We start from the raw sequence: 19,101 nt of genomic DNA, 5'->3' as shown, positions 1-19,101 counted from the left end.
TTTTCCGCGTAGAGCTGATGCGACGAAAAAGAACGATCACCCTCACGATCACGAGGTGCCCGTGCCTGCGATTGCCAGTTTGAAGGCGCTCAGCCTTGCGAACACGCCTGACGACCGCCGCAATCTGGTGCTCGCGATCACGCGGGCCTTCGAGGCCGTAGAGCAGGAACCGAACGACGAGGAGAACGCGCTGTTCTGCGATGTGGTCGGGGGGATCCTCGACCAGCTGACCGAGGGCGTGCGCGCCGAATTGTCCGATCATCTCGCGACGGCCGAGCGGACCCCGTCCGACCTTGCCTACAAGCTTGCCAGCGACCCCTCCATTGCGGTCGCGCGGCCCATCCTGGAAAACTCCTCGAAGCTGACGGACGACCAGCTCGTCGAGATCGCCGCGAACCGGGACGAGGACCATCGGCTGGCGATCGCCAGGCGCGCCACCGTGTCGGAGGCGGTGACGGACGTGCTCGTCGAGCGCAGCGGTCGCGAGGTGCTGCGCGCGATTTCCGCCAACCGGGGCGCGGCCTTCTCCGAAAGCGGCGTGGGCAGGCTGCTCGAGCGGGGCGGCGAGGACGAGACGGTCCAGAAGAACCTCATCGCGCGCAGCCGCGACGACGCCGGCATGGCGGGCAAGATCCGCGCGGCGTTGACCGAAGGCCTGCAGGCGAAGCTCGGCACCTTCGTCGATCAGTTGCCCGCCGAAGAGGTCGACCATGCCGTCGAGGTGGCGCAGCAGGCCTTCATGGCGGAAAAGGGCATCGCGCGGCGCGCGCGCATGGAGCGCAATCTGCTGCTGGAGGAAATCAACGCCGCCAACGCCTCGATCGATTCCGTGATGGCGCAGCTTGCGCGCGAACGTCGTCTCGCGGACATCGGCTGGATCGCGGCCAAGGTGCTGCAGATCCCCGTTCAGGTGGGCCATGGCGCGCTGACCGCGCCCACCGCCGATGCCGCCGTCATCGTGTGCCGCGCCGTGGGCATGTCGGAAGAGGTGTTCGCCCTGATCGCGCGGTTGCGCGGGCGGGAGCTGGACGGTCCGGACGCGGACGCCGAGGCCGAGGAGTTTCGGCAGTTGAGCCTCATGGAGGCCAATCGCGCGATCCGGTTGCTTAAGATGCGCTGACACGCGCCCGGCCAGACCCGGCACGGCCGCAGCCATTTCCATCCTTGACCCGGGGCGGGCTTCTGCGCCATTGAAGATGCTTGCCATCCCGCCGGCTTGGCCAGCGCGCGCGTCGTACGCGCGCGGGCCGTGCAGGCCGGGCGGACGAGAGGCGCGCCGAGCGTTGGTGATCTTCCGGCTGAGCGCGTGCGAGACGGCCCGGCCCGGCACGACAGGCGGAACACAGCAGGGGCAAAACAGTGGAGCGGATGTCGGCGTTCATGCCAATGGCCGAGACCATGAGAAACCGGTTTGCCCCGCGGCGCGCGGCATGGCGCGCGATCGTCATGCAGGACCGCGTCCGTCTGCCCTCGCGGTTTCACGCAAGGCTGAGCGCGGCTTTCGGCACCCGCCTTCCCGTCTGATCCCGACAGTCCGTTTCGCGCCGTTGCGGCGCCGTTTTTCCCTTTCGCGCGCGTCTCGCGCCGGCCCCGTTTCAAGGAGACCCCCCGATGAGCACATCGAAGACCCTCTACGACAAGATCTGGGACGATCACGTCGTCGACACCCAGGAAGACGGCACCAGCCTGCTCTACATCGACCGCCATCTGGTGCATGAGGTCACCAGCCCGCAGGCCTTCGAGGGGCTGCGCATGACCGGCCGTCAGGTGCGCCAGCCGGGTCGCACTCTCGCCGTGGTCGACCACAATGTGCCGACCACCGACCGCAGCCATGGCATCGACGATCCCGAATCCGCGCTGCAGGTCGACACGCTGGCGCGCAATGCGGACGCCTTCGGCATCGAGTATTACAGCGAGACCGACCTGCGGCAGGGCATCGTGCACATCGTCGGGCCGGAACAGGGCTTCACTCTGCCGGGCATGACCATCGTGTGCGGCGACAGCCACACCTCCACGCATGGGGCCTTCGGCGCGCTGGCGCATGGCATCGGCACGTCCGAGGTGGAGCATGTGCTCGCCACCCAGACGCTGATCCAGAGGAAGGCGAAGAACATGCGGGTCACCGTCGATGGCGAATTGCCCGACGGCGTCACCGCCAAGGACATCATTCTCGCGATCATCGGCGAGATCGGCACGGCCGGCGGCACCGGCCACGTCATCGAATACGCCGGCGACGCGATCCGTGCGCTCTCCATGGAAGGGCGCATGACGGTGTGCAACATGTCGATCGAGGGCGGCGCGCGCGCCGGCCTGATCGCGCCGGACGAGAAGACCTTCGAATACATCAAGGGCCGGCCGAAGGCCCCGAAGGGGGCGGCCTGGGATCAGGCGGTCGCCTACTGGAAGACGCTCTTCAGCGATCCCGATGCCGTCTTCGACAGCGAGATCCGTCTCGATGCCGCCAATCTGCCGCCGACGGTCACCTGGGGCTCGAGCCCGGAGGACGTGATCTCGGTGACCGGCCGGGTGCCCAACCCGGACGAGATCGACGACGAGAACCGTCGTGCATCGAAGTGGCGCGCGCTGCAGTACATGGGGCTGGAACCCGGCACGCCGATCACCGAGATCGAGATCGACCGCGCCTTCATCGGGTCGTGCACCAACGGCCGCATCGAGGACCTGCGCGCGGCGGCCGCCGTGGTGCGCGGCCACACCGTGCACGAACGCGTCGACGCGATGGTCGTTCCGGGCTCGGGTCTGGTGAAGCAGCAGGCGGAGGCCGAGGGTCTCGACGCGATCTTCAAGGCGGCCGGCTTCGACTGGCGCGAGCCGGGCTGTTCCATGTGTCTGGCGATGAATGCCGACAAACTGGCGCCGGGCGAGCGCTGTGCGTCGACCTCGAACCGCAACTTCGAGGGACGTCAGGGCTTCAAGGGCCGCACCCATCTGGTGTCGCCGGCCATGGCGGCGGCGGCGGCGATCGCCGGGCGCTTCGTCGACATCCGCGAATGGCCGAAGGGCTGACGCCTGTCTGAAAAGACGCCCGACACGGCGCGACATGACGTTGCGTGACGTGTCGGGCTTCACAAGACTGTCACTGTCGCTCTACACTATGCCGGCAGCCGGACGCCCTTGCGCGTCCGCGTGTGACCGGCATGAGGAGCGAAGGTGTGAATGTCGCCATCTCTCCAGGTGCTCACCCGGCCCTGGTTCTGAATGCGGACTACCGCCCGCTGGCATATTACCCGCTGTCCCTGTGGTCCTGGCAGGACGCCTTGAAGGCGGTGTTCCTGGAACGCGTCAACATCGTCTCCGAATACGATGTTACCGTTCGAAGTCCGAGCAGCGAATTCCGATTACCCAGCGTCGTCTCGCTCAAGAGCTACATCAAGCCGAACCGTTATCCCGCCTTTACCCGTTTCAACGTCTTCCTTCGCGATCGCTTCCAGTGCCAGTATTGCGGCACGCGCGAGGAACTGACCTTCGATCACCTCGTGCCCCGCTCCAAGGGCGGCCAGACCACCTGGCAGAACGTGATCACCGCCTGCTCTCCCTGCAATCTGCGCAAGGCCAACAAGTCGTGCCGCGAGATCGACATGTGGCCGATGCACATGCCCTTCGCACCGACGGTGCAGGATCTGCACAACAACGGGCGCCTGTTTCCGCCCAACTACCTGCACGACAGCTGGCTCGATTTTCTCTACTGGGACACCGAGCTCGAGCCCTGATCCGCGCGGGTCAGCGATCGCGTTAACCAACCGTCAAGCCAAGTCGCGAAAACCGTTGCCGGGGGCCTCCCGGCTTAACGCTCCGCAACCCGCGGTGTGGCATGGTCTCGCTCGCCCGCGGACGCGGGATCATGAGCGAGGGGTTTCGATGTCGAGCAGCGTCAAGCAGGCAATCCGGGTCGCGGCACGCCGCCTTGCGGCGGACCGGCGCGGCGCCGTCCTTCCGTTGTTCGCCGTTGCGCTGGTTCTCATCGTGGTGGCCGCCGGGGCGGGGATCGATTTCGCGCGGGCGGTGAACGAGCGCCAGGCGCTGGCGCGCGGTCTCGATGGGGCGATGCTGGCGGTCGCGCGCGAATTGTCCACGCGCAACCTGTCCCAGGCCGAGATCAAGGCCTATCTGGAGGACAATTACGAAGCCTTTTTCGGGGCCAATACGGCCGGATCGGCTTCGTTTGCGGGCAACATCGTGATCGAGGACCCGGTGATCGACACCGCCGCGCGCACGATCTCCGTCTCGGCGACGACCCGCGTGCCGACGTCCTTCATTCGCCTTGCCGGGGCGGGGCTCGAGGAGATCGAAGTCGGCGTCTCGGCCCAGGCGATCTACCCCAAGAGCGTCGAGGCGACGCTCGTGCTTGATGTGACCGGCTCGATGGGCGGCAGCAAGATCGCCGCGCTGCGCGAGGCGGCCACGGATTTCGTCAACACGCTGGTGCCGCCGGAAATCGCCGATGCGAACGAGAAGATCCGTATCTCCGTGGTGCCCTATGCAACGGGCGTGAATGTCGGCGAGGCGCGCGCGACGGCGGCCACGCGCGGCGCCAATGCGACACGGACCTCCTTCAGGTATTGCGTTTCGGAGCGTACCGGCGCGCAGGCCTACACCGATGCGAGCTATGTGACCGCCGCCGTCGGGCCGGGCACGGTGCAGGCCGGCTACAAGTCCGGGTACTACAAGTCCGGCAATCGCGCGCTGTCCCGCCGCTCCATGGTCTGCCCGGATGCGGAAGTGGTGCCGCTGACGCTGGACCCGGGACCCGCCTCGAAGCCGGGCACGCCGTTGCACACGATTTCGCGGCTTGCCGCCGACGGCCAGACGGTCGGCCAGGCCGGCATCGCCTGGGGCTGGTACACGCTGTCGGAAAACTGGTCGTCGCTGTGGCCCGCCGCGAGCCGGCCGGCGCCCTATTCGGACGAGCGGGTGCTGAAATACATGGTCCTGATGACGGACGGGGAGTTCAACACCTATTTCGACGGGCCGGTGCGGATCCAAGGGTCCTGGTATGACTGGATCGTCCAGCTCAGCACCTGGCAGTCGACCAACCGGGCGACGAAGCTCTGCGACGCGATCAAGAAGAGCGGGATCAAGATCATCACGGTCGGCTTCCAGATCGGCAGCAATGCGGACGCCAAGAAGGTGATGAACGATTGCGCCTCGACGCCGGAAGATTTCTATCTCGCCGACAATGATGACGAGCTGATCGCGGAATTCCGCAAGATCGCCAATCAGATCAAGGCGACTTTCCTGTCGCAGTAGGGCCTGAAGCATGAGGTCTGGCGCAGGAGGGCCTGCCACAGGAAGGATCGTGGCGCCCGCCCGCGGGTGTGCGCCTTGCCGAAAACGACAGGGCGCGCCGCGATGCGGCGCGCCCGTTGGCGTCGAATGATGACCTGTGCCGCGCGTCAGGACGCGCGGTTCTGCCGGTTCTCGATCAGATCGTCGACCACGGCCGGATCGGCGAGCGTGGAGGTGTCGCCCAGGTTCTCGAAGCTGTCCTCGGCGATCTTGCGCAGGATGCGGCGCATGATCTTGCCCGAGCGGGTCTTCGGCAGGCCGGGCGCGAACTGGATGAGGTCGGGCGAGGCGATCGGCCCGATTTCCTGGCGCACCCAGGTCTTGAGCTCCTTGGCGAGCGCGTCGCTCGGTTCCTCGCCCTCCATCAGCGTCACGTAGACGTAGATGCCCTGGCCCTTGAGGTCGTGCGGATAGCCGACCACGGCGGCCTCCGAGACCTTCGGGTGGGCGACGAGCGCCGATTCCACTTCCGCGGTGCCCATGCGGTGGCCGGAGACGTTGATCACGTCGTCGACGCGCCCGGTGATCCAGTAGTAGCCGTCCGCGTCGCGGCGGCAGCCGTCACCGGTGAAATACATCCCCTTGTAGGTGGAGAAATAGGTCTGCACGAAGCGCTCGTGGTCGCCGTAGACCGTGCGCATCTGGCCCGGCCAGCTGTCCAGCAGCACGAGGTTGCCCTCGGTCGCGCCCTCCAGAATGGCGCCTTCGGCATCGACCAGCGCCGGCTGGACGCCGAAGAAGGGCCGCGTCGCGGAACCCGGCTTGAGGGCGGTCGCCCCGGGCAGCGGGGTGATGAGGATGCCGCCGGTCTCCGTCTGCCACCAGGTGTCGACGATCGGGCAGCGCCCGTCGCCCACGTTGTCGTAATACCACTGCCAGGCTTCCGGGTTGATCGGCTCGCCGACCGAGCCCAGCACGCGCAGGCTCTTGCGCGAGGTCTTCTGCACGTGCTCCACGCCGGCGCCCATCAGCGAGCGGATGGCGGTGGGGGCCGTGTAGAAGATGGTGACCTTGTGCTTGTCCACCACGTCCCAGAAGCGCGAGGGCGCGGGGTAGGTCGGCACGCCCTCGAACATCACCGTGGTCGCGCCGTTGGCGAGCGGGCCGTAGACGATGTAGGAGTGGCCCGTGACCCAGCCGACGTCGGCCGTGCACCAGTAGATGTCGTCGTCCTTGCAGTCGAAGACGTACTCATGGGTCATCGAGGCATAGACCAGATAGCCGCCGCTGGTGTGCAGCACGCCCTTGGGCTGGCCCGTCGAGCCGGAAGTGTAGAGGATGAACAGCGGGTCTTCCGCGTTCATTTCCACCGGCGCGCAATGGTCGGACACGCGGTCGGCTTCCTCGTGGTACCAGACGTCGCGGCCGTCCTTCATGGTCACGTCGCCGCCGGTGCGCTTCACGACCACCACCTTGTCGACGTCGAGCCCCTCGACCGCCTTGTCGACATTGGCCTTGAGCGGCACCTTGCGGCCGCCGCGCAGGCCCTCGTCGGCGGTGACGACCACCTTGCTGTCGCAGCCCTTGATGCGCTGGGCCAGGCTGTCGGGCGAGAAGCCGCCGAAGACGATCGAATGCACCGCGCCGATGCGCGCGCAGGCGAGCATCGCATAGGCGGCTTCGGGGATCATCGGCAGGTAAAGGGTGACGCGGTCGCCCTTCGTGACGCCCATGGCATGCAGCACGTTGGCGAATTTGTTCACCTCGTGATGCAGCTCCTTGTAGGTGATGACCTTGTGCTCGCTCGGGTCGTCGCCCTCCCAGATGATCGCCGGCTTGTCGCCGCGCGTCGCCAGATGGCGGTCGACGCAGTTCGCCGACACGTTGAGCGTGCCGTCCTCGAACCACTTGATAGAGACGTTGTGCGGGTCGTAGGAGGTGTTCTTCACCTTGCTGTAAGGCTTGATCCAGTCGATCCGCTTGCCGTGTTCGCGCCAGAAGCCTTCCGGGTCGGACACCGACGCCTGATACATCTCCAGATACTTGTCGTTGTCGACAAGGGCATCGGCGGCGATTTCGGCCGGAACCGGATAGATAGTGTCGGACATGCGGATCCTCCCAAATGTCTTAACAGGTCGCCCTGATCCCCGGCGGACCTCGTTGTCGCCGCGCATTATGAAGTTGACGAACGGGGGCGTCCACTTCGCAGGGATCGTTCTTTCGTAGCCTCGGGATCAACCCGTAACCGGCCGGCGCGGACGCTCCGTCATCCGGCCCCGCCGATGGCGCCGATCACCGCGCCCTGCACCAGCAGCACGGCGAACCAGTGGCCGCCGTCGATCAGCGTCAGGCTCCAGGATTGCCGCTGGAAGCGGTGATTGACGATCAGCGATGTGGCGATGAAGCCGACCCAGATCAGGCTTGCCGACAGCAGGCCGTTCGCCACCGTGACCGGCCCGGCGTGATAGATCACGCCGGCGAAGACGAAGGCCATCAGCAGCAGGCAGACCAGCGTGCCAACGGCCAGTCCCGCGGAGAGGCGGGTGCGGTCCGGCTCCAGTCGGGCCGCCCGCATCCACAGGCGACCCAACACGCCATACCAGGCCGCGCCGGCGGCGAAGGAGGCGATCCCGGCGGCCAGCACCGCCAGAAGGTTGATGCCATCGAACATCATGGCGCGTCTGTCTCCCGTCCCGCCGTGCCGTCGATGCGACCCTAAGCGATTGAGCGGGGCGGGAAAAGGGGGCTTTGGCGGTGGGCGGTCAGACGGTCTCGGCGGGGTGTGTCGCAGCGGTCGCGCCGATCCGGTCGGGGAGGCCGCTGCGCGCGATCAGGAACGCCAGAACCGCCTCGACGCCGGTCCCGTCCTTCACGTTGGTGAAGACGAAGGGGCGGTCGCGGCGCATGGCGCGCGCGTCGCGGTCCATCACCTCCAGCGAGGCGCCGACGAGCGGGGCCAGATCCGTCTTGTTGATCACCAGCAGATCGGAGCGGGTGATGCCGGGGCCGCCCTTGCGCGGGATCTTGTCGCCGGCGGAGACGTCGATGACGTAGATCGTCAGATCCGCGAGTTCGGGCGAGAAGGTCGCGGCGAGATTGTCGCCGCCCGATTCGATCAGGATCATGTCGAGGCCGGGAAAGGCCGCCTCCAGGTCGGCCACGGCGGCGAGATTGATGGAGGCGTCCTCGCGGATCGCGGTGTGCGGGCAGCCGCCGGTTTCCACGCCGCGGATGCGCGCCGCCTCCAGCGCACCGGAGCGGGTGAGGAACTCCGCGTCCTCCTTGGTGTAGATGTCGTTGGTGATCGCCGCGATCTGATAGTGGTCGCGCAGACGCTTGCACAGGGCGTCCATCAGCGCGGTCTTGCCGGAGCCGACGGGTCCGCCGATGCCGATGCGAACAGGTCCGTGCTGGCCAGGTCCGGTGGGGCCAAGTCCGATCTGGGATGTCATGGCGCGGTCTCCTCCTGCGGGCGCCCGGCGCTCCGGTCAGGAGCGGAACAGCCGGGTGTATTGGGTCTCGTGATTCATCGAGGCGATGTCGGCGGCGAAGGCGCAGCCGCCGATCTCGTCGAGCGATGCGGTTCCGGCCTCCTCGGCGACCTGTCGAAGCACGGGGCCGAGCCGGTTGAGCACGCGCTGGCCGTCGGTCTGGCCGAGCGGCACGGCACGCACGGCCGCCGACACCAGATTGGCGGCGAAGGCATGCAGATAGGCGAAGCGCACCGCATCGGCGCTGAGTCCATGGGCGGCGGCCGAAACGGCGACGGCGAGCGGGTAGCTCCAGCCGCCGCGCGGGATCGCCTCCGGGCCGCTCGTGAGGGTCGCGAAAACCGATTGTGCCGGCGTGTCGCCCGCTTGCGACGCGGCGTTGGGCGGCCAGGCGTCGCGCACGGCGGCGATGAAGGCGTCGCCCTGGGCGGTCGCCTCCAGCCGGCGTTCGGCGGAGGGCTGCAGGGCGCGGGCGAGGTCCAGCAGGTCGCGCAAGGTGCGGACATCTCCCGCATGCGCCGCCGTCATCGCGTGGGCGAGCAGGATCGCGTCGCTGCGGCCCGCGCCATGGATGAGCACGCCGGCGCACCAGTGCGCGAGACTGTCGGCGTCGCAGACGTCGCCGGCCTCGATCGCCCATTCCAGACCGTGGCTGTAGGTATAGGCGCCGACCGGAAAGGACGGCGACATCCAGGCAAGCAACAGGTGCAACCCGCCGGTGCCTTGCGCGGGAAAGGAAGAATGCCCGCCGGCGCTTTGCGCGGCAGAAGAAAAATGCCCGGCGCTTTGCGCGGCAGATTGCCCGCCGGTGCCTCGCACGGCAGAAGCAAAATGCCCGGTGCCTCGCACGGCAGAAGCAAAATGCCCGGCGTCTGATGCGGCAGGGGGAGAGCCCCGAGCCGAAGAGTCTCCGGGGGTCGGCGCCGGCGAGGGTGCCGTCCCGTCGCATGGCGTATCCGTCATGCGTCCGTCAGTCATGGTCGTGCGCGTGTCCATGATGGTGGGAATGCGCGTGGTCGTGACCATGAGAAGGACCGTGGTCGTGCGGGTGATCGTGGCCCTGCACATGGCCGTGCCCGTAGGCGCCGCCTTCCGGGTCGAAGGGGGCGGTGAGCGGCGTCATGCGGCCGCCGAGCCGGGCGACCATGTCCTCGATCACGTGATCGCGGCGGATGCGCAGCGCGCCGGGCACGAGCTGGGTCGGCAGATGCCGGTTGCCGAGATGCCAGGCGATGCGGATCAGCGCGTCGGTGGTCTCCGCCTCGATCTCGACGAGATCCTCGGCGGCCGCGAGGATCGCCACGATGCGCCCGTCCTCCAGCCGCAGACCGTCGCCATGGTGCAGCTGCCGGGCCTTGGGCAGGTCGAGGAGCACCCGGGTACCCCCCGCCCCGTCCAGAACCGCGCGGCGGCGATGCCGGTCCTCGCGGTCGAGCACGACGCTGTCGGCCGGCGCGCCTTCCCAGCTGCCCGCCGGCAGGATTTCCGCGACGCGGATCACGCGGCCGCCTCCGCGCCGCGCCGCATCGCCCGGGCGAGCGCCGGCCGACCCGTGACGCGGACGAAATAGTCGGCGACGGGACCGCTTTCCGGCAGATCGAATTTCGCCGCCCGCGCCCAGCCGGCGACATGGCCCAGCAGAAGGTCCGGCACGGTGAACCGCGCGCCCGTGACGAAGGGCCCGTCGCCGAGAAGGGTCGCGAGCCGGTCGAGCGCGGTCGCGAATTCCGCCCGGCACACGCGCTTGATCTCCGGCACGCGCAGGTCCTGCGGGTGGATGAAACTGTTCTTGGCCGCCGTCCACAGCGCGCCCTCGATCTCGTCGACGACGAACTGGGTCATCCCGTCCTGACGCGCGCGTTCGAGCGTGCCGGCGGGATGGGTGAGCGGCTCTTGGGTGTCGGCAAGATGCTTGTCGGCAAGATATTGGCAGATCGCCACGGAATCGGTGAGCGCGGCCTCGCCGTCCTTGAGGATCGGGATCTTTCCGAGCGGGCTCAGCGCCCGCACCTCTTCCGATTGCGGCGCGGCCGGCACGAGATCGTACTCCTGGCCGAGTTCCTCCAGCATCCACATCACGCGCATCGCGCGGGTCTGGGGCGAGCCGATGACCGTGTACATTCGCAAAGCTCCGTCGTTTCTGAAGGTCCCGCGCAGCCTAGAAAAGAAAATAGCGCTGGGCCATGGGCAGCACCTCGGCCGGTTCGCAGGTCAGGAGCTCGTCGTCGGCGCGCACCTCGTAGGTTTCCGGGTCCACCTCGATCCGGGGGACCGCGTCGTTGAGGATCATCGACGCCTTGGAAATCCCGCCGCGCGTATTCGCGACCGGCAACACCAGCTTGTCGAGCCCGAGGCGCTCCTTGATGCCGGCGTCATAAGCGGCCTGCGACACGAAGGTGACGGCGGAGGCTGTGACCGACTTGCCGAAGGCGCCGAACATCGGGCGGTAGTGGACCGGCTGCGGCGTCGGGATCGAGGCGTTGGGGTCGCCCATGGGGGCGGCCACGATGGTGCCGAGCTTGAGCACGAGATCGGGCTTCACGCCGAAGAAGGCCGGATCCCACAGGACGAGATCGGCGAGCTTGCCGACCTCGAGCGAGCCGACATGCTCCGACAGGCCATGCGCGATGGCCGGGTTGATCGTCACCTTGGCGATGTAGCGGCGCACCCGCAGATTGTCGTTGTCGCCGGTCTCCTCCGCCAGCCGCCCGCGCTGGACCTTCATCTTGTGTGCGGTCTGGAAGGTGCGGATCACCACCTCGCCGACCCGGCCCATGGCCTGGCTGTCGGAGGCGATGATCGAGAAGGCGCCCATGTCGTGCAGGATGTCCTCCGCCGCGATGGTCTCCTTGCGGATGCGGCTTTCGGCGAAGGCGACGTCCTCGGGGATCGAACTGTCGAGATGGTGGCACACCATCAGCATGTCGAGATGCTCGTCGATGGTGTTGACCGTGTAGGGCCGCGTCGGATTGGTCGACGACGGCAGCACGTTCGCCTCGCCGCACAGCTTGATGATGTCGGGGGCGTGGCCGCCGCCCGCACCCTCGGTGTGAAAGGCATGGATCGTGCGGCCCTTGAAGGCGGCCGTGGTGTTTTCCACGAAGCCCGACTCGTTGAGCGTGTCGGTGTGGATCATCACCTGGATGTCGAAGGCATCGGCGACCGACAGGCAGCAGTCGATGGCCGCCGGCGTGGTGCCCCAGTCCTCGTGCAGCTTCAGTGCGCAGGCGCCGGCGAGGATCTGTTCCTCAAGGGCTGCCGGAAGCGCGGCGTTGCCCTTGCCGGCGAAAGCGAGATTCATCGGAAAGGCCTCGGCCGCCTGCAGCATCCGCGCGATGTGCCAGGGGCCGGGCGTGCAGGTGGTGGCGTTGGTGCCGGTGGCCGGGCCCGTGCCGCCGCCGAGCATGGTGGTGACGCCCGAGGTCAGCGCCTCCTCGATCTGCTGCGGGCAGATGTAGTGGATGTGCACGTCGAGCGCGCCGGCGGTGAGGATCTTGCCCTCGCCGGCGATCGCCTCCGTGCCGGGGCCGATCACGATGTCGACGCCGGGTTGCACGTCCGGATTGCCGGCCTTGCCGATCGCGGCGATGCGCCCGTCCTTCAGCCCGACGTCGGCCTTGTAGATGCCGGTGTGGTCGAGGATCAGCGCATTGGTGATCACCGTGTCGACGGCGCCCTGCGCGCGGGTCGCCTGCGACTGGCCCATGCCGTCGCGGATCACCTTGCCGCCGCCGAATTTCACCTCCTCGCCATAGGTGGTGAGGTCCTTTTCCACCTCGACGATCAGATCGGTGTCGGCGAGGCGGATCCTGTCGCCGGTGGTGGGGCCGAACATGTCGGCATAGGCGGCGCGGGACAGTCTGTGCGGCATTTCTCACTCCAGCAGATGTCGGCCTGGCAGATGTCGACCCGGCGGATTGCGACGGATCGCGCCCGGATCAGTTGCCGAGCCCGGCGGCGAGCGCCTCCAGCTCTTGCGTGCGTTGCCGCGTCAGATCCGCGCGGCACTGATATATCAGCATCGGTTCCATGGTGCCGCCGCGCGCCATGAAGCCCTGGGCGGCGCAGGCCTTGTCGCGATAGGGGATCCAGGCGCGCTGGGCCGCGCGCAAGGCATCGACGGCGCCGACGAGGTGCGGCAGGCCGGCCAGATCGGCGTCGATGCGCCGCATCTCGTCCATGGCGCGGGCGTAGGCCGCGTTGAGGGCGGCATCGGCCGCGTTCCAGTCCTGCTCGGCGCAATAGGTCATTTCCATCTGCGCGGTGGGATTGGAGCAGTCGACGTCCTGCGCCGCCGCCGGCGCGGCGAGCGCGGTCAGCGCCAGAAGCACGCCCGCGAGCGAGGGAAGCCTGGGAGAGAGACGGTGGTTCATAGCGGCCCCATTACCTTGGCGTTGAAGCCGTAGACGGTCCGGGCACCGGAAAAGGGCACCAGCGTGACGGTGCGCGTCTGCCCCGGCTCGAAGCGGATCGCGGTGCCGGCCGGGATGTCGAGCCGGTAGCCCCGTGCGGCCTCGCGGTCGAAGGCGAGCCCCGGATTGGTCTCGGCGAAGTGATAATGGCTGCCGACCTGGACGGGCCGGTCGCCGGTGTTGGCAACCTCGATCTCCACCGTCTCGCGGCCGGCGTTCAGCTCGATCCCGCCCTCGGCGGGGAAGAGTTCTCCCGGGATCATGGCCTGCCCTTTCAGCGGATCGGTTCGTGGACGGTGACGAGCTTGGTGCCGTCGGGAAAGGTCGCCTCGACCTGCACGTCGTGGATCATTTCGGGCACGCCTTCCATCACCTGCTCGCGGGTCAGCACGGTCGCGCCGTCGCGCATCAGCTCCGCGACGCTGCGCCCGTCGCGCGCGCCTTCCACCACGAAATCGGTGATCAGCGCGATGGCTTCCGGGTGGTTCAGCTTCACGCCGCGTTCAAGCCGCTTGCGGGCGACCTCCGCCGCCATGGCGACGAGCAGCTTGTCCTTTTCCCGCGGTGTCAGTTTCATCGATCGGTCCTGTCGGTTGCCAAGCGGTCTGTCTTCGGTGCGGGTGCGTCCGGGCGCTCTCCCGGATGCCCCCTCAGCAGTTCCATGTGCGCGGCAGCGGCGCGTCGCGCCAGGCGGTCAGAAAGCGCTCCACGCCGGTTCGAAGCGCCGTCCCTTCCTCTGCGACGAAGCGCATCACCAGCAGGTCTGGCAGCGCGCTCACGCCGACCCGCAGCTCGGGCGCACGGATATCCTCCACCAGCGTCCGCGCGCGGGCAAGCGCCTCGCTCGCTTGCGGAAAGCAATCGACCAGTGTCGCGAAGGCGCGTCCGCCCGCAGCCGTCGCCGAGCCGGCCAGAATATCGGCCGCGTCGCCGGAAATCCGTGCCTCGTCGGCGAAGACCAGCCGCCCGTCGCGGCGGATCCGCCAGCGGTCGCGGAACTGCAGGGCGTGCACGGTCTCGCCCATGGCCGCGCGGCCGAGCACCACGCTTTCCAGCGCGATCAGCCGGGCATCGCCGGCCAGATCGGCGGCAAGACTGCGCGTGAGGCTCGCCCGGTCGAAGAGAATCGTTTCCTGCGGCAGCCATTCGAGCGTCGCGCCGGCCTCGACCCGCACCGCGCTGTCGACCTGGGCCGCGCCCTCGGCGCTGCGGTAGATGCGCTCGGCCGCCTGGGTGGTGACGACGGCGTGGCCCCCTGCGCCAAGGCGGGCCTCGGTCTCGAGGCGGTCGCCGCCGGTCAGCCCGCCGGCGGTGTTGAGAAGGACGGCCACCGGCGGTCCGTCATGGGTCTTGGGCAGGCGGATCTTGGCGGACCCGCTCTGTTCGAGATCGGCGAGCCGGGTCCGCCCCTCCCGGCAGGCGAAGCCGACGACGGCTCGACCGCGCACCCGCTCGAGCCGCGCAAGCGTGCCCGGTCGCGCGCCGTCCGGTGGGAAGCCCTGGTCCGCCATGGTCGCCACGTCCGTTTTTCCTTTCTGCCGCTGCGGTCCGGCCCGCCCAGTCGCCGCGCCCAGTCGCCGCGCCCAGTCGCCGCGCTTTGTCGCCGGATGATGGGGCGGCGCGGCCGGCTGCAGTGGGCTGCAGTCGGCCCTGGCTTTGCAAGAGCGAGGCCAGTTTCCGCACCGGCTCGCCCTTCCGTAACGTGCGCCGGGGCGGCCCGGGGCCCGAACGACGCGTTTCCGCGTTGCGTTGGAGAGGGCCCCGTCGTCAAGATGCCTTATTCCTGCGCAATTGCCTCGTTGGTATGCAGAACCGGCGCGAAAACCGGGGCCGCGGGCGGTCCGCTTTGCATTTCGCCGTCCGGATCGGTTACATGTTGATGGAAAGCGATGATCGCGCTTGTGCATTTGACGCCGGGTCAGCGTCGGCACGCGGACAGGACCGGCGGGACCGGCTGCTGCGCGCGGGCGGATATCCGGGAACGGGTCTTCTGGCTTCGACAGGCCAGGCCGGCCCGGTTCGAAGGCGTGCGGATCTTGCGCCGCCCGACCGGGCAGTGCCGCCAACCGGCGTCGAAGCCAGGACGCGCCGACCGGCGGATGCTGAACCGGGGCGGTCCGTGGCGTTTGAGGACCGTTTCGAAGACCGTTTCTAAGACTGTGGAGAGCGGCCGTGCTACGACCTTCCATCGACAGGCTGATGCGCCATGCGGCCCGGGCCGCGCGACCGATCGTGTTCGGGCTCGGCGTCGGCATGTGTCTCGCCGCCTTGCCGCTCGTCGCCGCGAGCCCGGCGCGCGCCGACATCGCCGCCTGGATCGTGGTCGACGCCGAGACCGGCGCGGTCCTCGACCAGAAGCAGGCGCGCCGGCAATGGTATCCGGCCTCCATCACCAAGCTGATGACTGCCTATCTCGCCTTCAAGGCGGTGCGCGAGGGCCGCGCGACGCTGCAGTCCGCGGTGACGATCAGCGCCAATGCCCATGCCGAACCGCCCAGCAAGATGGGCTTCAAGCCGGGCACGCGGATCACGCTCGACAGCGCTTTGAAGATGGTGATCGTCAAGTCCGCCAATGACGTGGCGGTCGCGCTGGCCGAGGCGATCGCCGGCTCTGAGCCCGCCTTCATCGCCATGATGAACGCCGAGGCCGCCCGGCTCGGAATGACCGGCACGCGTTTCGTCAATCCGCACGGGCTGCCCGACAATCGTCAGGTGTCGACCGCGCGCGATCTGGCGGTGCTCGCCCGCGCCGTCTGGCAGGAATTTCCGCAGTATCGCGCCTATTTCAATCTGCCCGGCATCCGCGTCGGCAACAAGGCGCTGCGCTCCGCCAACCGGGAGTTCCTGCTGCGGGTGCCCGGCGCCAACGGCATGAAGACCGGCTACATCTGCAATTCCGGGCTCAATGTGGCGGTGTCCGCCACGCGGCGCGGGCGCACGGTCATCGCCGTCATCCTGGGCGCGGCCTCCGGCGTGGAGCGGGCGGCCAAGGCCCGGACCCTGATCGAGGCCGGGTTCAGGACGCGGAACGGCCGGTCGGTCGACCAGCTCGCCGGAGTGGACGGCGGACCGCCGGCCGACAGCTATTGCAAGCGCAATCCGCGCCCCACGGCGGAGGAGCTCCTGGAGCAATTCGCCGCGAAGCCGAAGCGGGCGCCGGTCCTGTCGTTCAGCCGCGCGGAGGACGACAACAGCCGCATCCGGGGCGGGCTCGCGCTGATGCCCGCCGCCCCGGGCGGGACGGAGGTTCCCAAGAAGGCCGACGGCGAGACCGACTGGGCCAAGGTCATGGACACGGTCATCGGACCGCGCCGCATGGCCTATGAGCCGATCGAGGTTTCCCTGCGCACGCCGTCGACGGCGCCCCGGGGCGCGACCGACGGACCGATCGAGGTGCCGGGCGCGCCGATCCCGCGGCTGAAGCCGCTCGGCGCCGCGGCCTCCTCTCTTGTGCCGGCGACGGCGGCGGCCGCCGCGCCGCAGCCGCCCAAGCCCGGCGCGATCTTCCAGGGCCAGCCGCTGGTGCTGGTCCCGGTGCCGCGCGCCAGCCCGGGCGACTAGAACCCCGGACCGGGAGCCGGCGGACCTGTGAGGCGGCGCGCGATCCGCGCCCGTCCGACGCAAGACGCTCACCGGCCGCTCCGCAGAACAAGACGACACCGCCAGATCACGCCGAAAGAAGGACGCCCGTGACCTCCGCCGATGCCTCCGCGCCGTCGCGCGCCACCGCCGCCGACTCATCCATCCCCGCTTCCGGGGCCTCCGAGAGCCTGCCCGAAACGCCCGTCCGGCGCCGCGCCCCGAAGCCGCCGATCCCGCTCACCGTGCTGACCGGGTTTCTCGGCGCCGGCAAGACGACGCTGCTGAACCGTCTGCTGAACGATCCGGCGCTGTCCGACGCGGCGGTGATCATCAACGAGTTCGGCGAGGTCGGTCTCGATCACCTGTTCGTCGAAGGCGGCGAGGAAGGCATCATCGAGCTGTCGTCGGGCTGCCTGTGCTGCACCATCCGGGGCGATCTGGTGAGCACGCTGGAAGACCTCCTGCGGCGGGTCGACAACGGTCGCACGGAGCGCCTGTCGCGGGTGATCATCGAAACGACGGGGCTCGCCGATCCGGCGCCCGTGCTGCACACGGTGATGCAGCATCCCTATCTGGTGCAGCGCTACCAGCTCGACGGCGTGGTCACGCTGGTCGATGCGGTCAACGGGCTGGCGACGCTGGACGCGCAGGAGGAGGCGGTCAAGCAGGTCGCGGTCGCCGACCGGATCGTCATCACCAAGACCGACCTGCCCGAGGGCGCGCCGGCGCGCCACCCGGCCAGCGACCTGCGCCGGCGCATCGCCGAGCTCAATCCGGCCGCGCCGGTGCTGCTGGCGGCGGAGGGCGAGGCACGGGCCGCCGGCCTGATCGGGACCGGGCTCTACGATCCGGCAACCAAGACGGCCGACGTGGCGCGCTGGCTCAACGCCGAGGCCTATGAAGGCGGCCACGCGCACGCGGGGCATGACCACGCTCACCACCATCATGATCACGGGCACGATCATCGTCATGACGTGAACCGGCACGGCGACGACATTCGCGCCTTTTCGCTGACCAGCGAACGGCCGATCCCGACGGCGGGTCTGGAGATGTTCCTCGACCTGCTGCGCTCGGCGCATGGGCCGAAGCTGCTGCGCGTGAAGGGGATCGTGCAGACGAGCGAGGATCCCGATCACCCGGTGGTGCTGCACGGGGTGCAGCATGTCTTTCATCCGCCGGCCAAGCTGCCCGCCTGGCCGGATGCCGACCGGCGCACCCGCCTCGTCTTCATCACCAAGGACCTACCGGAAGGCTTCGTCAAGCGCCTGTTCGACGCCTTCGTCGGCGGCGTGGCGAGCGACACGCCCGACGCCCAGGCGCTGACCGACAATCCGCTGGCGATCACCGGGTTTTCCGGCCGCTTCGACCGAGGCGGGCGCGGCGGCGCTTAGGTCTTCCGGTCGTCCGTCTTCCGGTTGTCCGTCTTGCGGGCGTCGCGCAGGCGGATCAGGCCTTCCTGAACGACGGAGGCGACGAGCCGGCCGTCGCGATCGTAGAGGCTGCCGCGCGTAAACCCGCGTCCGCCCGAGGCCGCCGGGCTGTCCTCCGAGTAGAGCAGCCACTCGTCGGCGCGGAAGGGACGGTGAAACCACATGGCGTGGTCGAGGCTCGCGACCTGCAGATTGGGATCGAAGACGCTGGTGCCATGGGCGAAGAGCGCGGTGTCGAGCAGCGTCATGTCGGAGGCATAGGCGAGCACGCAGGCATGCAGGCGCGGGTCGTCCGGCAGCGAGGCGCTGGCGCGCACCCACACGTTCTGGGCCGGCGTCAGCTTCTTGCGGCTGAAATAGTGGGTGAGATCGACGGGCCGCAGCTCGATCGGCCGGTCGCGTTCCCAGTAGCGGCGGACCGGCTCGGGCGCATGCGCCAGGAATTTCTCCTTCAGCTCCGCCTCGCTCGGCAGATCGTCCGGCCCCGGCACCTCGGGCATGTCGATCTGGTGATCGAGCCCGTCTTCCCGCGTCTGGAAGGATGCGGACATGGAGTAGATCGCCTGTCCGTGCTGGATCGCCACCACGCGGCGGGTGGTGAAGCTGCCGCCGTCGCGGATGCGGTCGACCTCGTAGACGATGGGGACGGAGGGGTCGCCGGGGCGCAGGAAATAGGCGTGCAGCGAATGGACGGCACGATCTTCCGGCACGGTGCGCGAGGCGGCGACGAGTGCCTGGCCGATGACCTGTCCGCCGAACACGCGCTGCCAGCCGACCTGCGGGCTCATGCCGCGGAAGAGATTGTGTTCCAGAACTTCCAAATCGAGTATCGAGAGAAGAGCATCGACGGCAGCGCGCATCGGGCAGGACCTTTTTCCAGAACCTCAAGGGTGGGACAATGTGTCCGGGACGGTGTGATTTGCCGGAAGCGAATGTCAAGAC

The 19,101-nt window shown here is 68.5% G+C and carries 18 protein-coding genes; 6 read left to right on the top strand and 12 right to left on the bottom strand.

Features of this window, described 5'->3' with window-relative positions; translation table 11 throughout:
- Positions 1-61 precede the first annotated feature (61 nt).
- The 4 genes from ABL312_RS17430 to ABL312_RS17415 all read left to right on the top strand — a co-directional run bounded on the left by ABL312_RS17430 (position 62) and on the right by ABL312_RS17415 (position 5,265).
- Positions 62-1,120: a DUF2336 domain-containing protein gene (locus tag ABL312_RS17430; protein ID WP_349358671.1), complete on the top strand. Its 1,059-nt coding sequence runs from the start codon at positions 62-64 to the stop codon at positions 1,118-1,120.
- Positions 1,121-1,611: 491 nt separating this feature from the next.
- On the top strand, positions 1,612-3,024 hold the full coding sequence (gene leuC / locus ABL312_RS17425) for a 3-isopropylmalate dehydratase large subunit (protein ID WP_349358670.1): 1,413 nt from the start codon (positions 1,612-1,614) through the stop codon (positions 3,022-3,024).
- A gap of 131 nt (positions 3,025-3,155) precedes the next feature.
- Complete coding sequence (locus tag ABL312_RS17420) at positions 3,156-3,728, top strand: HNH endonuclease (protein ID WP_374730144.1); 573 nt, start codon at positions 3,156-3,158, stop codon at positions 3,726-3,728.
- 148 nt (positions 3,729-3,876) lie between these two features.
- Positions 3,877-5,265 (top strand): pilus assembly protein TadG-related protein, encoded by a 1,389-nt coding sequence (locus tag ABL312_RS17415; protein WP_349358668.1) that lies wholly within the window; start codon positions 3,877-3,879, stop codon positions 5,263-5,265.
- 146 nt (positions 5,266-5,411) lie between these two features.
- Here the strand turns inward: ABL312_RS17415 and acs are convergent, their stop codons facing one another.
- The 11 genes from acs to ABL312_RS17360 all read right to left on the bottom strand — a co-directional run bounded on the left by acs (position 5,412) and on the right by ABL312_RS17360 (position 14,658).
- The gene (gene acs, locus ABL312_RS17410; RefSeq protein WP_349358667.1) at positions 5,412-7,352 is read right to left on the bottom strand and encodes an acetate--CoA ligase; all 1,941 of its coding nucleotides are present in this window, start codon (positions 7,350-7,352) and stop codon (positions 5,412-5,414) included.
- A gap of 158 nt (positions 7,353-7,510) precedes the next feature.
- Positions 7,511-7,918, bottom strand: a complete 408-nt coding sequence (locus ABL312_RS17405) for a DUF1761 domain-containing protein (RefSeq protein WP_349358666.1) — start codon at positions 7,916-7,918, stop codon at positions 7,511-7,513.
- Between the two features lie 88 nt (positions 7,919-8,006).
- Entirely contained in the window at positions 8,007-8,696 is a 690-nt protein-coding gene (ureG, locus tag ABL312_RS17400) for an urease accessory protein UreG (protein ID WP_349358665.1), read from the bottom strand.
- A gap of 36 nt (positions 8,697-8,732) precedes the next feature.
- A complete protein-coding gene (locus tag ABL312_RS17395) occupies positions 8,733-9,437 on the bottom strand; it encodes an urease accessory protein UreF (RefSeq protein WP_349358664.1) in 705 nt (234 codons plus the stop codon).
- A gap of 268 nt (positions 9,438-9,705) precedes the next feature.
- Positions 9,706-10,236, bottom strand: a complete 531-nt coding sequence (locus ABL312_RS17390; RefSeq protein WP_349358663.1) for an urease accessory protein UreE — start codon at positions 10,234-10,236, stop codon at positions 9,706-9,708.
- Positions 10,233-10,856: a glutathione S-transferase family protein gene (locus ABL312_RS17385; RefSeq protein ID WP_349358662.1), complete on the bottom strand. Its 624-nt coding sequence runs from the start codon at positions 10,854-10,856 to the stop codon at positions 10,233-10,235. Before ABL312_RS17385 ends, ABL312_RS17390 begins: the two co-directional genes overlap by 4 nt.
- A 37-nt stretch (positions 10,857-10,893) precedes the next feature.
- Complete coding sequence (gene ureC / locus ABL312_RS17380) at positions 10,894-12,606, bottom strand: urease subunit alpha (protein WP_349358661.1); 1,713 nt, start codon at positions 12,604-12,606, stop codon at positions 10,894-10,896.
- A gap of 67 nt (positions 12,607-12,673) precedes the next feature.
- Positions 12,674-13,108 carry a lysozyme inhibitor LprI family protein gene (locus ABL312_RS17375; RefSeq protein ID WP_349358660.1) on the bottom strand — a complete coding sequence of 145 codons (435 nt, stop codon included), beginning with the start codon at positions 13,106-13,108 and terminating at the stop codon, positions 12,674-12,676.
- Positions 13,105-13,410 carry an urease subunit beta gene (locus tag ABL312_RS17370; RefSeq protein ID WP_349358659.1) on the bottom strand — a complete coding sequence of 102 codons (306 nt, stop codon included), beginning with the start codon at positions 13,408-13,410 and terminating at the stop codon, positions 13,105-13,107. Before ABL312_RS17370 ends, ABL312_RS17375 begins: the two co-directional genes overlap by 4 nt.
- Positions 13,411-13,421: 11 nt before the next feature.
- The gene (locus ABL312_RS17365) at positions 13,422-13,724 is read right to left on the bottom strand and encodes an urease subunit gamma (protein ID WP_349358658.1); all 303 of its coding nucleotides are present in this window, start codon (positions 13,722-13,724) and stop codon (positions 13,422-13,424) included.
- Between the two features lie 73 nt (positions 13,725-13,797).
- On the bottom strand, positions 13,798-14,658 hold the full coding sequence (locus tag ABL312_RS17360; RefSeq protein ID WP_349361445.1) for an urease accessory protein UreD: 861 nt from the start codon (positions 14,656-14,658) through the stop codon (positions 13,798-13,800).
- Between the two features lie 661 nt (positions 14,659-15,319).
- On the opposite strand from ABL312_RS17360, the gene ABL312_RS17355 reads away from it, so the two are divergent.
- Together ABL312_RS17355 and ABL312_RS17350 are read left to right on the top strand one after the other, a co-directional pair.
- The gene (locus tag ABL312_RS17355; RefSeq protein WP_349358657.1) at positions 15,320-16,708 is read left to right on the top strand and encodes a D-alanyl-D-alanine carboxypeptidase family protein; all 1,389 of its coding nucleotides are present in this window, start codon (positions 15,320-15,322) and stop codon (positions 16,706-16,708) included.
- A 209-nt stretch (positions 16,709-16,917) separates the two neighbouring features.
- Positions 16,918-18,120, top strand: a complete 1,203-nt coding sequence (locus ABL312_RS17350; RefSeq protein ID WP_349361444.1) for a GTP-binding protein — start codon at positions 16,918-16,920, stop codon at positions 18,118-18,120.
- Here ABL312_RS17350 and tesB read toward each other — a convergent pair.
- Positions 18,117-19,019 carry an acyl-CoA thioesterase II gene (gene tesB, locus ABL312_RS17345; RefSeq protein WP_349358656.1) on the bottom strand — a complete coding sequence of 301 codons (903 nt, stop codon included), beginning with the start codon at positions 19,017-19,019 and terminating at the stop codon, positions 18,117-18,119. The two genes, ABL312_RS17350 and tesB, sit on opposite strands and share 4 nt — an antisense overlap.
- Between the last annotated feature and the right edge of the window lie 82 nt (positions 19,020-19,101).

The organism is Stappia sp., assembly GCF_040110915.1.
Taxonomy (GTDB): Bacteria; Pseudomonadota; Alphaproteobacteria; order Rhizobiales; family Stappiaceae; genus Stappia.
Note: the sequence above shows the minus strand (reverse complement) of the source record. Positions and strands in the feature narration are given on the sequence as shown.

Excerpts from the sequence above, each read along its gene's own strand:
- leuC (WP_349358670.1), top strand. The coding sequence starts at position 1,612 with ATGAGCACATCGAAGACCCTCTACGACAAGATCTGGGACGATCACGTC.
- ABL312_RS17420 (WP_374730144.1), top strand. The coding sequence starts at position 3,156 with ATGAGGAGCGAAGGTGTGAATGTCGCCATCTCTCCAGGTGCTCACCCG.
- ABL312_RS17415 (WP_349358668.1), top strand. The coding sequence starts at position 3,877 with ATGTCGAGCAGCGTCAAGCAGGCAATCCGGGTCGCGGCACGCCGCCTT.
- acs (WP_349358667.1), bottom strand. The coding sequence starts at position 7,352 with ATGTCCGACACTATCTATCCGGTTCCGGCCGAAATCGCCGCCGATGCC.
- ABL312_RS17405 (WP_349358666.1), bottom strand. The coding sequence starts at position 7,918 with ATGATGTTCGATGGCATCAACCTTCTGGCGGTGCTGGCCGCCGGGATC.
- ureG (WP_349358665.1), bottom strand. The coding sequence starts at position 8,696 with ATGACATCCCAGATCGGACTTGGCCCCACCGGACCTGGCCAGCACGGA.
- ABL312_RS17385 (WP_349358662.1), bottom strand. The coding sequence starts at position 10,856 with ATGTACACGGTCATCGGCTCGCCCCAGACCCGCGCGATGCGCGTGATG.
- ureC (WP_349358661.1), bottom strand. The coding sequence starts at position 12,606 with ATGCCGCACAGACTGTCCCGCGCCGCCTATGCCGACATGTTCGGCCCC.
- ABL312_RS17375 (WP_349358660.1), bottom strand. The coding sequence starts at position 13,108 with ATGAACCACCGTCTCTCTCCCAGGCTTCCCTCGCTCGCGGGCGTGCTT.
- ABL312_RS17370 (WP_349358659.1), bottom strand. The coding sequence starts at position 13,410 with ATGATCCCGGGAGAACTCTTCCCCGCCGAGGGCGGGATCGAGCTGAAC.
- ABL312_RS17365 (WP_349358658.1), bottom strand. The coding sequence starts at position 13,724 with ATGAAACTGACACCGCGGGAAAAGGACAAGCTGCTCGTCGCCATGGCG.
- ABL312_RS17360 (WP_349361445.1), bottom strand. The coding sequence starts at position 14,658 with ATGGCGGACCAGGGCTTCCCACCGGACGGCGCGCGACCGGGCACGCTT.
- tesB (WP_349358656.1), bottom strand. The coding sequence starts at position 19,019 with ATGCGCGCTGCCGTCGATGCTCTTCTCTCGATACTCGATTTGGAAGTT.